Origin of the sequence: Microtetraspora malaysiensis, from assembly GCF_050947145.1 — a bacterium.
GTDB lineage: Bacteria > Actinomycetota > Actinomycetes > Streptosporangiales > Streptosporangiaceae > Microtetraspora_A > Microtetraspora_A malaysiensis.
Map to the genome: position 1 here is coordinate 8409323 of NZ_CP191998.1, position 12696 is coordinate 8422018.

Below are 12696 nucleotides of genomic sequence, written 5' to 3' on the forward strand. Positions count from 1 at the left end.
CTCCCCCGGATCTCCCCCGGATCGCGGACGGGAGTCCTCCACGCCGAAGGAGATCGGATGAGCGCCGTATCCACGGCAGCGGGCCGTACACACGGGATTTCCCCGGAACACGGCCCCGAGCCGGGTTCCGGGGACGCCCGCCGCGCGGTCGCGGAGGCGGTGACGCTGGGCGCGCTGCTGCGCTGCTGCGTCCGCGAGGTGGCCTGGCCGCGCGGCCAGGTCTGGCCGGCCGAGCCGTACCTGCTGCTGCGGGTGGCCGGGACGCTGCTGCGGGCCCGGGTCCACGGCGGGATCGCGCTGCGTTTCGACGGCCCGGCCGAGTGGCTCTCGGGCGGCGCGTGGCGGCCGCTCACCTCGGAGATGCTGGTCACGCTGGTCGAGCGGGAGCTGGCCGGAGGGAACGACGAGTTCGCCGGGCAGGTGGCGCGCAGCCGGGAGGCGATCGCCGCGCTGCTGCGGGCCCGCGAGAGGGCGGCCGCCCCCGGCGATCCGTGGCTCGCGTCGGAGCAGGCGCTGGTCGCGGGGCACCCGTTCCACCCCTCGCCGAAGGCGCGGGAGGGGTCCGACTGGCTGCGCTACGCGCCCGAGGCGCACGCGGAGTTCCCGCTCCGGCTGCTCGGCGTGCGCGCCGACCTGGTCGCGGAGCGGGGCGACGCCGCCGCGCTCGGCCTATTCGGCGGCGCGCCCTCGGGGTACGTGCCGCTGCCGGCGCATCCGTGGCAGCTCGACCTACTCGCCGCCGAACTACGCGACCCCCTGGCCGACGGGCGGCTGGTCGATCTGGGGGAGACGTCCCGGCCGGTGGCCCCCACCTCGTCGGTCCGCACGGTGTACGACGCGGAGACCGGGATGTGCCTGAAGTTCAGTCTCGACGTGCGGATCACGAACTGCGTGCGGAAGAACGCCTGGTACGAGCTGATCGGCGCGGTGGAGCTCACCGGGCGGCTCGGCCCGGTGTTCGCGCGGCTGGCCGCCGGCTTCCCCGGCACGCGGTGGCTGCCCGAGCCCGGCTACCGGTCCGCGGACCTCGGCGTCCGGCTGCTCGAAGGGCTGGGCGTGATCCTCCGGCCCGGCCCATGGACGGTGTGCGGTCCCGGCGTCACCCCGGTCCTCGCCGGGGCGCTCGCCTCCCCGGGGGGCCCGGGGCCGTACGGCACGGCCGATCCGCTCGCGTGGTGGCGGTGCTATGTGGAGCGGGTCGCGCCACCGGTGCTCGACGCGTATTTCACGCACGGCGTGGTCCTGGAGCCCCACCTGCAGAACGTCCTGGTAGGGATCGACGACCGCGATCTCCCCGTTGAAGCCATATTTCGGGATATGGAGGGGACGAAGCTCGTCCGGGACCGGCATGATCTGTCCGGCCTGCCTCCGGCGGTGGCCACGGCGCTCACGTACGACGCGGAGCGCGGCTGGAACCGCGTCGTCTACTGCCTCATGGTCAACCATCTCGCCGAGGTCGCCGCCTCGGTGGCCGAGCACGCCGGGCAGGTCATCCTGCCCGAACTGTGGTCGGCCGCCCGTGACGTCCTCGCGGCGTACGCGGAGGAACGCGGCGCGCCACCCCCGCTGGCCGAGCTGCTCGCGGGGGCGCCACTGCCCGCGAAGGCCAACCTCGGGGTCCGCTGGGCGCGCGACGCGGACCGTACCGCCGGATACGTCCCGATCGCCAACCCGCTCGCCTGACGTCCCCGGCGCGGTCACCCCTCCAGGTCGCGGCCCTGGCGCAGCCAGTCCGCGAACAGCTCGGCGTCGATCTCGTCCACCGAATGGAGCTTGACCGCGGCCATCACCCGGGCGGCGGGTTCGAGGCGGCCCGACCGGTCCTCGATCTCCTGGCCACGCCAGAGGCCGAAGGTCACGTAGCTCGCGTACGCCTTGACGTAGGCGACCGGCTGCTTGCCCGGGGCCGGGCCCAGGCTCCACACCGGGTGCCCGTGCCAGACCGCGCCGACACCGGGCAGCGTCTCCTCGATGAGGGGCAGGAGCTTCGCACCGATCTCGCGATGCGACTCGGGGAGGGAGGCCATGTACTCGTCCACGGTGGCGGGCTTGGTCATGTCGGCGACCTTTCTTGTTCGGGGTTCGGGGTGGGGTGGTTCAGTGGGGTGGTTCAGAAGCCGCGGCGGTAGCGGGCGGCGACCCAGGAGACCCAGAGCATCGCGGTGATGGCGCCGACGGCCAGGGTGAGGGAGCCGGCCGCGCCGCCGGTCATCGACCAGCCGTCGCCGACCAGCAGCGCGGTGCCGGCGACGCGGGAGGCGACGGCGAGGCCCCGGTTCCCGGAGCGGCTGAAGTGCCGGCCCAGGACGTAGCAGGCGGCGATCAGCGCGATGAAGGCGACCGATCCGGCGGCCATGTGGCCGTAGCTGTGCCAGGTGAGCGCCTCGGGCATCCCGTCCGGGGTGCCGACGGGGAAGCCGTCGGCCGCGTCCATGACGAAGACCCCCGCGGCCATCATCCCGATGCCGTTGACCAGGACCAGCCGTGGCGTCCACGTGCCTCCGGGAGTGCCGCGCATCGCGCGGCGCAAACCGGTCGCCCCGGCGACGGTCAGGAGACCGGCGACCAGGAAGTTGGCGATCTGCAACCAGCCGAGGGAGCCGTTGCTCAGCGCGCTCAGCGGGTGGCGGATCAGGTCGAAGCCCTCCCGGGTGGCGGCCTGGGCCAGGGAGACGGTCGCCCACAGGGGCGCCGCGACCGCCGCGCAGGTGAGCAGGGCGCGGGTGGTCGCCGAGGTCGCGGGGGCCGCGGGAGTGGTGGTGGCGGCGGGGATCTGGATGGCGGTCATGGCCGATGCCTTTCTGGTGTTCGTCGGTTCTCGCTGACACGTCGATCCGGCGATGTGACAGGGAATGCCGCCGTTCCCTGTCACATAAGGTGTTCGACGCTTGGGCGAAACACCGAAGCGACTAACGAATACGGAGCAACCTCATGCGCTACCTGATGACGACCAAGGCCACCGACACCGCCGCCCCCGACGAGACGCTGTACGCCGAGATGGCCAAGTTCGTCGAGGAGCTGACCGCGGCCGGGGTCCTGCTGGCCACCGGCGGCCTGGAGGCCGGCGGTGTCCGCGTCGCTTCCTCGGGCGACACGATCACGGTGACCGACGGGCCGTTCACCGAGGCCAAGGAGGCGGTCGCCGGTTTCGCGCTCGTCGAGGTCCGCAGCAAGGAGGAGGCGATCGAGGTGACCCGGCGCTTCCGCAAGATCGTCGGGGACGGCGAGAGCGTGATCCAGCAGGTCTTCGGCCCCTGACACCTGTGCGGCCGGGCTTCGTGAGCGCACTCCCGGCCGCCGAACCGCGACGGCTCCGGCCCCGCCCGGCGCCCCTCTCCTGACCGGGGGGCGCCGGGCGGGGCCTCTCCCGTGAGCAGGCACGGGCAGGAGACCGGACCACCACACCGAACCGGCGAAAGGCATCGGCAGACCATGATCGACGCTTCCCTCCCTCCGGAAGGCGTCCGGCGGACGATCGACGCGGTCTGGAAGATGGAGTCGGCCAAGATCGTCGCCGGACTCACCCGCATGGTCCGCGACGTCGGCCTCGCCGAAGAGCTGGCCCAGGACGCGCTGGTCTCCGCGCTCGAACAGTGGCCCGAGTCCGGCGTCCCGGACAACCCGGGAGCCTGGCTGATGACGATCGCCAAGCGGCGGGCCGTCGACCACATCCGCCGGTCCGCCCGCCTGGAACGCAAACACGAGCAGATCGCGTACGAGCTGCAGCGGCAGCCGGACGGCGAGCCGGACGACGTGCTGCGGCTGATGTTCCTGTCCTGCCACCCCGTGCTGCCCACGGAGGAGCGGGTCGCACTGACGCTCCGGCTGCTCGGCGGTCTGACGGCCGCCGAGATCGCGCGGGCGTTCCTGGCCGTCGAGCCCGCGATCGTCCAGCGGATCGCCTCCGCCAAGCGGACGCTGGCCGAGGAGGGGGTGCCGTTCGAGCTGCCGGACGGCGCCGAGTTGACCGAGCGCCTGTCGTCCGTGCTCGACGTCATTTATCTGATCTTCAACGAGGGATATTCGGCGACCTCCGGCGACGACCTGATGCGGCCGGAGCTCTGCCTGGAGGCGCTGCGGCTCGGCCGCCTGCTGGCCGAGCTGGCGCCGCACGAGGCCGAGGTCCACGGCCTGGTCGCGCTCATGGAGCTCCAGGAGTCGCGTTCCGCCGCCCGCACCAGCCCGTCAGGGGAGCCGGTCCAGCTTCACGAGCAGAACCGGGGCCGGTGGGACCGGCTGCTCATCCGCCGCGGTTTCACCGCCATGCTGCGCGCGCGGGAGGCGGGCGGCCCGCCGGGGCCGTACATGCTGCAGGCGGCGATCGCCGTCTGCCACGCCCAGGCGGCGACGGCGGCCGACACCGACTGGCCCCGGATCGCGAGCCTGTACGAGACACTGTCCCGGCTGCTCCCGACCCCGGTCGTACAACTCAACCACGCGGTCGCGCTCGGCATGGCGTACGGGCCGGAGGTGGGGCTGGCCGTGGTGGACTCGCTGACCGGCGACCCCGCGCTGCGGGACTACCACCTGCTCCCGAGCGTCCGGGGCGATCTCCTGCTCCGGCTCGGACGGCGCGAGGAGGCGCGGCGCGAGTTCCTGCGGGCCGGGTCCCTCACCGGAAACGACGCCGAACGCGCCTTCCTGCGCCGCCGCGCGGACGAGATCCCCGCTCCCCAGGCGCCGACGTTAACTCTCTGGCAGGCCGCCCGCGACTTCCTGGCCCGCGACGACCTCGACGGCGGAACCGCCCGCTCGTACGGGCAGACGCTGCGGCGGCTACGCCTGTCCCTGGGCGACGAGCTGCCGCTGGACTCACTGACCGCCGACCAGGTGGCGCACGTTTTCCGTACGGCCTGGAGCGAGGCGGCGGCCGCGACCTGGAACCGGCACCGGTCCGCGGTGCGGTCGTTCTGCGCGTGGGCGTCCCTGGACGACCTCGCGGCGGGCCTCGACCGCCGGACCGTGACCCCGGCCCGTACGGAGACGATCGACGCGGCCCGGCTCGACGCGCTGTGGAACCTCCCCGATGTGCCCCTGCGGGAGCTGACCCTGTGGCGGCTCCTGCACGAGTCGGCGGCCGGGGTGACGACCGTGCTGTCCCTGAACGTCGAGGATCTGGACCTGGACGACCGCCGGGCCCGGGCGGGAGGCGGCTGGGTGAGCTGGCGTTCCGGGACCGCCCGCCTGCTCTCCCGGTTGCTGGCCGGGCGCGCCCGCGGCCCCCTCTTCCTCGCCGACCGGCGCCCCGGCCCGGCCCGCACACCGGCGCCGGCGGACCTGTGCCCGGAGACCGGCCGCGGCCGCCTGTCGTACGAGCGGGCCGAGTACCTCTTCAAGCGGGCCACCATCCCCCTGGACCCGGCCGGCCACGGCTACACCCTCCGCCAGCTCAAGCCCCGGGACTGATCCACCCCCATCCCGAGGGGCATCTCTCGCCCCGAGGTGGAGAGGCTTCTCCCGCAATCTCTCCGGGCCGTCACCGCGCCCCCGTCCCGCTGTTACGTTCCGTCGCGAAGTAGCAACTCCACGTACCATGAGACAGCGCAAGGAGCCGAAAGGATGGGACCCACATGCCTCTCGTCGAGCACCGACGACGCGTCACGCATCCCGCCCCCTCCCCCGTACCACCGCCCGAGCCTCCAGAGGAGCCGTTGGACGCCGAGGCCGAGATCCAGCAGCTCTGCCGGGAACTCAATGACGCCGGCTACACCGCCGAGATCTCTTGGGGGCACGTCGTCGTGAGCCCCTGGATGAACCGGCGAAGCTCCTACATAGTCGACAAGATCGCCAATCAACTCATTCCCCTCAAGCTCGCCAACGACTGGCTGTTCCACCACAACTGGGCCGTCCATATTCCGCCCCTCCTCGACCACCGGCTTCCAGATCTGATGATCGCTCCAGACAACGCCGAACAGTTCGATGAGATGCGCGTTCATGGGCATAGCACCCTGCTGGTCGTGGAGGTGTGTTCGCCCGGCACCCGCATGGTGGACTGGCACGAGAAGCCGCTGGACTACGCACGGGCCGGCGTGCCGCTCTATCTCATCGTCGATCCGGTGACCGATCCGCCGACGATGACGCTGATGAGCGGCCCGGTCGCCGATCTCGCCGTGGACGACGAGCGGCAGCCGTACCGGGAGGTCGTGATGGTGGAGGCGGGTCAGCCGCTTGAGCTGCCCGAGCCGTTCGGCGTCAAGCTGGACACCTCAGCGGTCTTCGGCTGATCCTCGCGGCCCCACTTCGGGGACGCGGCGGATGACGTCGGCCAGACCTTCCGCGTCGAGCAGGTCCACCGGGCGCACCGTCTCGTTCGACCGCACGTAGTGGAAGGCCGCGCCGACCTTCTCCAGCGGCACCCCGGCGAGCGACGCCCAGGCGATGCGGTAGGCCGCGAGCTGGACGGCCGCGGTGCGGGCGGCCTTGCCGCGCGGGCGCTCGCCGGTCTTCCAGTCCACCACCACATAGCCGTCGCCGTCGGTGAACACCGCGTCCATCCGGCCGCGGACCAGCCGGTCGGCGATCATCGTCTCGAACGGCACTTCCAGGTCGAGCGGCTCCCGCGCCGCCCACACGCTCTCCTCGAAGCGTTGCTGCAGCTCGGTGAGCTGGACGTCGGTGTCGGACACGTCGTCGGAGGCGCCCGGCAGCTCGAAGTCGTCGATCAGCCGCTGCTGGCCCCAGCGCGACTCCAGCCAGGCGTGGAACGCGGTGCCCCGCCGGGCCAGCGGCGCGGGCTTCCTCGGCAGCGGGCGGCGCACCTGCCGGGCCAGCGCGGACGGGTCGCCGGCCAGGGTGACGAGCGACGACACGGACAGCCGCGCGGGCAGGTCCACGACCGCCGCCTCGCCGCGCCGTTCGCGCTCCGCGAGGAGCAGCTCGGTGTCCCGGGCCCAGGCGCGCATCCGCTCCCCTCGGGCGGGGACGGGGTCCTTCTGACCGTCGAGCGCGCGTTCCATGGCCTCCTCGACCTGGCGGGCGCCCTCCAGCACCGCGTCACGTACGGACACGGACGGCCAGACCGCCTCGGAGGGCTCGGCGAGCAGCGGGTTCTCCGCCGCCTCGCTCTCGTCCCAGCACGCCACGGTCGCGCCCGCGTCGCGGATCTCCGTGAGGAAGTCGGACGGGTCGAGCGGCTTGGACGAGCCGCCCCAGCGATATCCCGACGCGATCAGCAGGTAGTGCGCCCGGGTCACCGCGACGTACGCGAGGCGCCGCTCCTCCAGCAGGTCCCGGTCGCGGCAGCGCTCGTCGAAGTCGGCGAGCGCCTCCTTGTCGAGACCGGTCAGCGCCGGCAGGTCCGACGCGTCGCCCCGCAGCGGGTACGGCAGCTTGCGGAAGTTCTCGGTCCAGCGCGAATTGGTGACCGGCGTGGCGGGGAAGACGCTGCCCCGGCCGAGCCCGCCCTTCTGGGTGGTGAGCTGGGACAGGCCGGGGACGACGACCACCGGCCACTCCAGCCCCTTGGACGCGTGGACGGTCATGAGCTTGACGCTGTCGGTCTCGCCGACCCGCCCGGCCTCCAGGCCGAACTCCTCGCTCTCCGCGGCCTTGAGGTAGGCGAGGAACGCGCCCAGCGTGGGGTCCTCGGCGTCGCCGGCGAACCTGGCCGCCGCGTCGAGGAACGCGTCGAGGTCGGCCCGTGCCGCCAGTGCGCTCCCGCCGCGCGCGGCCACCTCGATGTCGAGGCCGAGCCGCCGCTCGATCTCGGTGATCAGGTCGGGCAGCGGCTGGCCCGCGCGGGCGCGCAGCGACCTGAGCTCGCCCGCCAGCGCGGGCAGGCGGACCCGGGCCAGCGGCGAGAACGGCTCCAGCCACTCGGGCCGGTCGGGCAGCTCGTCGAGCGCGTCGATCAGGCTGCCGCGCTCGTTCTCCAGGTCGGCCATCACCTGTTCCAGCGGGTCCTCGGTCCGCCGGCCCTCCTGGCTCAGCGCGCGGGCGAGGTCGCCGAGGACCTTCAGGTCGGCCGGGCCGATCCGCCAGCGCGGCCCGGCCAGCAGCCGTACGAGCGCGTCTCCGGCGGTCGGGTCATAGAGGACGCGCAGCGTGGCCACGATGTCGGCCACCTCGGGGACGGTCAGCAGGCCGCCCAGTCCGACCACCTCGACCGGGATACCGCGGTCCTCGAGCGCGCGGCGCAGGGTGGGGAACTGCGACCGCTTGCGGGCGAGGACGGCGACGTCCCTGGCCTGCAGGGGGCGGGCCTGCTCGCCCTTGCCCCAGGGCAGGCCGTCGGGCGCGGTCTCGGAGCCGAGCGTCCTGGCGATGCCGTCCGCGATCCAGGCGGCCTCGTCCTCGGCGGTGGCGTGGAAGGCGCACACGACCCGGCCGCGGTCCACCCGGTTGGCGCCGGGCACGAGCACCGGCACGCTGCCGCGCCGCCCGTCCCGCAGCGGGATCTGGATCTTCGCCGCCACGTCGAGCACCCGCTCGCCGTTGCGGAAGCTGACGGAGAGCTGCCGCACCGGCGCGGGGTCGCCCGACGCCGTCGGGAAGTCCTCCGGGAAGCGGGACAGGTTGCCGGCCGACGCGCCACGCCAGCCGTAGATCGACTGGCAGGGGTCGCCCACCGCGGTGACCGGGTGGCCTCCGCCGTACAGGGCGCGGAGCAGCACGAGCTGGGCGTGGCTGGTGTCCTGGTACTCGTCGAGCAGGACGACGGAGAACCGCGACCGCTCGGTCGCGCCCACCTCGGGGTGTTTCGCCGCGATGCGCGCCGCCAGCGCCATCTGGTCGCCGTAGTCGATGACCTCCCTGGCGCGCTTCACCCGCGTGTACGCCTCGGCCAGGGGCAGGAGCTGCTCGCGGATCGCCTGGATGCGCACCGGCCGTTGCTGGGCCACCGTGGCCTTGCCCGGCAGCTCGGCGAGGCGTTCCCGGAGCCACCCGCCGACCTCGCGCACGTCGTCGGCGCCGCGCAGATGCTCGGCCATGTCGCCCGCGAGTTCGAGGACGGCGGCGGTGACGCTCGGCGGGCCGAGGTCGACCAGGTCCATCGGGCCGTCGTACTGTCCGACGATCCGGGCGGCCATCTGCCAGGCCACCGCCGGGCTCATCAGCCGCATCGTCGGCTCCAGGCCCTCACGCAGCGCGTGGTCGGTCACCAGCCGGGCGGCGTACGCGTGGTAGGTCGAGACGGTGGGCTCGGCGTCGAGCAGCTCGGCCGGGACCAGGCCGGCCGAGGCGAGCCCGGCGAGCCGCCTGCGTACCCGTTCGGCCAGCTCGGCGGCGGCCTTGCGGGTGAAGGTGAGCCCGAGGATCTGCTCCGGGCGGACCAGGCCCGACGCGACCAGCCAGACGACGCGGCCGGCCATGGTCTCGCTCTTGCCCGACCCGGCGCCGGCCACGACGACCATCGGATCCAGGCTCGACTCGATGACGACCGCCTGCTCCGGGGTCGGGGGGAGGATGCCGAGCTTCTCGGCGAGCTCGCCCGGGCTCAGCGTGGCCGGCCGCCACTCGGGTTCGGCGCGGCCGCCGTCCGGCTCTTCGGATCCGTCGGCCTCGCTCAGCACACCTGACCTCCGCTGTCGTTGACGGGGCAGCTGATCTTCGCAGCGCAGGTGCGGCAGCCGTCGTTGATCTTTGCGACGAACACCCGCTCGGACATGCCGGTCGCGACGGTCTCGACCAGCCGCTCCGCCCAGTCGGGGTCCGCGTCCTGGCCAAGCGCCTGCTGCGCCTGCTCCTTGGCCTTGCCCGTGGTGCCCGCGGCCTTGCCCACCTGCACGAGCGCGGCGCCTCCCGGCTCGACCAGGCCGTGCCGCTTGAACGCGCCCAGCAGCGTGGCGAGCTGGTAGACCCCGAGCTGCGGGTGGCGGTCGATCTCGCCGTCCTTGGGCTTGACGCCGCCGGTCTTGATGTCGATGATGACGGCCCGGCCGTCATCGTCCCGCTCGACGCGGTCCACCCGGCCCTTGATGTGCACGCCCTCGGACAGCACCGCGGTGAACGGCTCTTCGAGCGCGACGAGGCGGCGCGGGTTCTCCCGGTGCCAGGTCAGGAACCGCTCGACCATCTGCTCGGCCACCTTGCGCTGCTTGCGGTTGAACCACACGCCGCCGAAGTCGAAGCGGTCCCAGACCTCGTCCAGGCGCTTCGCCAGATCCGGGTCCTCGCCCGTCGCGAGTACGGCTATCGCGTGGATGACCGTGCCGAGGCTCTGCGTGACTCCGACGCTCCCCGCGCCCACGGCCGTCTCCAGGACCCACCGCAGCCCGCACTTGGTGAAGTTCTCCACGGCGGACGGCGAGACGCGGACGATGTCGTCCGGCCAGCCGAGCGGGCGGTCGTCGGAGAGCGGGGTCAGCGCGTACCAGTCGCGGGGGCTCGCGCCGGGCACGCCCGCCCGGGCCAGCCGGGCCAGGTGCGTGGCGGCGGCGTGGCGCATCGCCTCGGGCTTTTCGGGGTCGCAGACCGCCGCGCGCAGGTCCGCGACGAGCGCGGGCATGTTGAGCCAGCGGGCCCGGTCGTCCATGGTCACCGGCTCGACGCCGCCGGGCAGCAGCTCGCTCAGGAAGCGGGAGGGACGTTCGTCGGTGTCCTCGCCGCCGACCGCGGTGACGACCAGCTGGTGGCGGGCTCGGGTGGCGGCGACGTAGAACAGCCGCCGTTCCTCGGCGAGCAGTTTGGAGGCGAGCGCGGCCACCGCCGCGCCGGTGTCGAGCGCCGTCGTGTCGGGCGTGCCCCCTCCGGCCAGCTCGATCAGCGACTCGATGCCGAGGACCGACCCGCGCAGCCGCAGGTCCGGCCAGACGCCCTCCTGGACGCCGGGCACCACCACGACGTCCCATTCGAGGCCCTTCGACCGGTGGGCGGTCAGGATGCGTACGGCCTCGCCGTCCGGCGCCTGCTCGGCGAGCGAGTCGCCGGGGATCTCCTGCGCGATCAGGTCGTCGAGGAAGACCTCCGCGCCCGCCTTGGGGAGCCGGTCGATGAACCGGGCGGCGTAGTCGAACAGCGCCACGACGCCGTCGAGGTCGCGGTCGGCCTGCGCGCCCCTGGAGCCGCCGGAGAGGCTGATCTCGGTCCACCGCTCGGGCAGCCCGCTGGCCTGCCAGACCTCCCACAGCACGGCCTCCGGCCCGTCCCGTTCGGCGGAGCGTGCGATCTTGAGGAGCCCGGCGACCCGCTCGGCGGGCGCGGCCACGTGTGGCTCGATCGGGATCAGCTCGCGGGCGTCGCGGATGGCGGCCACGAGCAGCTCGTCGGAGGACCGGGGTGTGAACGGCAGCGTCCCGTCCTCGTCGGCGGCCTGCTCCTGCTCCGCCACGCGCAGCGCGCGCCGCAGCCTGCGGACGCCGATCATGTCGGTGCCGCCGAGCGGCCCGGTGAGCAGCTCCTCCGCGGTCGCCGCGTCGAGTGTGGACGGCCGGACCGCGATCTTGAACAACGTGATGAGGGGCCGGACGCCGGGCTCCTGGATCAGCGGAACCTCGTCACCGCCGACGACGACCGGCACCCCGGCCGTGACCAGCGCGCGGCGCAGCGCCGGGATCTGGCGGGCCGCACTGCGCACGAGCACGGCCATCCGCGACCAGGGGACGCCGTCGAGCAGGTGCGCCCGGCGCAGGGTGTCGGCGACGACGGCCGCCTCCTGGCCGGCGCTGTCGGCGACCAGCACGCGTACGCCGCCGGGCTCGGCGCCGGGCACCGAGAGCAGGTCGCGGTGCGTCGTGAAGGTGGCGGGCAGCCGGGTGGCGATCCGCCGGGACGCCTCCAGCAGCGCGGGGCCGCTGCGGCGGCAGACCCGTAGCGCCATGACCGGCGCGTCCTGGCCGTCCAGGGTGCGGAAGCGCTCCGGGAACCGGAGGATCGCCCGCACGTCGGCGCCGCGGAAGCCGTAGATGGCCTGGTCGGGGTCACCCACCACGATCAGGTCGCGGCCGTCCCCGGCGAGCTGCCGCAGGACGAGCTCCTGGGCGGGGTCGGTGTCCTGGTATTCGTCCACGAAGACGACGTCGTAGGCCGCCCGCTCGCGCCGCCGCACGTCGCCGTCTGAGAGCAGGCCGGCGGCCGCGCGGATCAACTCGGCGTAGTCGAGCGCGGGCACCGGGTCGAGGTCGAACCGGTCCTGGTAGCGGTAGGAGAACAGCCCCGCGGCCTGCCAGTCCTCCCGGCCGTGCGCGCGGCCGAGCCGGACCAGGGCGTCGCCGTCCAGGCCGCGCTCGGCGGCGCGGGACAGGAAATCGCGCAGCTCCTCGGCGAACCCGCGGGTGCCGAGCATCTCGCGCATCCGCGCCGGCCAGTGCCGCGCGCCGTCCTCCAGCTCGCCGTGCAGCAGCCGGCGGACCTCCAGGAGCTGCTCCGGACCGGTCAGCAGCCGGGGCGGCGGCTCGCCCGCCAGCACCGCCTCCCGGCGCAGCAGCGCGTACGCGTAGCTGTGGAAGGTCAGCGCGAGCGGCGTCCTGGTCGTCCGGCGCAGCCGGCCGGTGATGCGTTCACGCAGCTCACCGGCGGCCTTGCGGCTGAATGTGAGGACGAGGACGCGCTCGGGGTCGACGCCGCGCCGTTCGATCCGGTCGACCACGCTCTCCACGATGGTGGTGGTCTTGCCGGCGCCCGGGCCTGCGAGCACAAGGAGCGGCCCCGATCCGTGCTCGACGACGGCCCGCTGGTGCTCGTCGAGAACGGGAGCCGTGTGAGGCCCCACCGCTCCGCGCCGCACCAGCCGATAACTCATAACACGCCATTCCACCA

8 protein-coding genes are annotated in these 12696 nt (G+C 73.6%); 4 read left to right on the forward strand and 4 right to left on the reverse strand.

Annotated elements, in window-relative coordinates; all coding sequences use genetic code 11:
• Window positions 1–57 precede the first annotated feature (57 nt).
• The gene (locus ACQP1V_RS39230) at window positions 58–1683 is read left to right on the forward strand and encodes an IucA/IucC family protein (RefSeq protein ID WP_433416046.1); all 1626 of its coding nucleotides are present in this window, start codon (window positions 58–60) and stop codon (window positions 1681–1683) included.
• Between the two features lie 14 nt (window positions 1684–1697).
• On the opposite strand, the gene ACQP1V_RS39235 is transcribed toward ACQP1V_RS39230, so the two are convergent.
• Window positions 1698–2057, reverse strand: coding sequence for a DUF1801 domain-containing protein (locus tag ACQP1V_RS39235; RefSeq protein WP_433416048.1), 360 nt, complete (start codon window positions 2055–2057; stop codon window positions 1698–1700).
• A gap of 53 nt (window positions 2058–2110) precedes the next feature.
• Window positions 2111–2788 carry a DUF998 domain-containing protein gene (locus ACQP1V_RS39240; RefSeq protein ID WP_433416050.1) on the reverse strand — a complete coding sequence of 226 codons (678 nt, stop codon included), beginning with the start codon at window positions 2786–2788 and terminating at the stop codon, window positions 2111–2113.
• A 143-nt stretch (window positions 2789–2931) separates the two neighbouring features.
• Between ACQP1V_RS39240 and ACQP1V_RS39245 the strand changes: the two genes are divergently transcribed.
• The 3 genes from ACQP1V_RS39245 to ACQP1V_RS39255 all read left to right on the forward strand — a co-directional run bounded on the left by ACQP1V_RS39245 (window position 2932) and on the right by ACQP1V_RS39255 (window position 6224).
• Window positions 2932–3258 (forward strand): YciI family protein, encoded by a 327-nt coding sequence (locus tag ACQP1V_RS39245; protein ID WP_285704130.1) that lies wholly within the window; start codon window positions 2932–2934, stop codon window positions 3256–3258.
• 174 nt (window positions 3259–3432) lie between these two features.
• Complete coding sequence (locus ACQP1V_RS39250; RefSeq protein WP_433416053.1) at window positions 3433–5406, forward strand: DUF6596 domain-containing protein; 1974 nt, start codon at window positions 3433–3435, stop codon at window positions 5404–5406.
• Between the two features lie 245 nt (window positions 5407–5651).
• Window positions 5652–6224: a Uma2 family endonuclease gene (locus tag ACQP1V_RS39255; protein WP_433416056.1), complete on the forward strand. Its 573-nt coding sequence runs from the start codon at window positions 5652–5654 to the stop codon at window positions 6222–6224.
• On the opposite strand, the gene ACQP1V_RS39260 is transcribed toward ACQP1V_RS39255, so the two are convergent.
• Window positions 6207–9440, reverse strand: a complete 3234-nt coding sequence (locus tag ACQP1V_RS39260) for an ATP-dependent helicase (protein ID WP_433426105.1) — start codon at window positions 9438–9440, stop codon at window positions 6207–6209. The genes ACQP1V_RS39255 and ACQP1V_RS39260 overlap by 18 nt on opposite strands.
• Window positions 9441–9505: 65 nt before the next feature.
• Window positions 9506–12679, reverse strand: a complete 3174-nt coding sequence (locus tag ACQP1V_RS39265; RefSeq protein WP_433426106.1) for an ATP-dependent helicase — start codon at window positions 12677–12679, stop codon at window positions 9506–9508.
• Window positions 12680–12696: the final 17 nt, after the last annotated feature.

What these genes read in the sequence shown, in the direction of transcription:
- ACQP1V_RS39250 (WP_433416053.1), top strand. Translation starts at nt 3,433, where the DNA reads ATGATCGACGCTTCCCTCCCTCCGGAAGGCGTCCGGCGGACGATCGAC.
- ACQP1V_RS39245 (WP_285704130.1), top strand. Translation starts at nt 2,932, where the DNA reads ATGCGCTACCTGATGACGACCAAGGCCACCGACACCGCCGCCCCCGAC.
- ACQP1V_RS39265 (WP_433426106.1), bottom strand. Translation starts at nt 12,679, where the DNA reads ATGAGTTATCGGCTGGTGCGGCGCGGAGCGGTGGGGCCTCACACGGCT.
- ACQP1V_RS39230 (WP_433416046.1), top strand. Translation starts at nt 58, where the DNA reads ATGAGCGCCGTATCCACGGCAGCGGGCCGTACACACGGGATTTCCCCG.
- ACQP1V_RS39235 (WP_433416048.1), bottom strand. Translation starts at nt 2,057, where the DNA reads ATGACCAAGCCCGCCACCGTGGACGAGTACATGGCCTCCCTCCCCGAG.
- ACQP1V_RS39240 (WP_433416050.1), bottom strand. Translation starts at nt 2,788, where the DNA reads ATGACCGCCATCCAGATCCCCGCCGCCACCACCACTCCCGCGGCCCCC.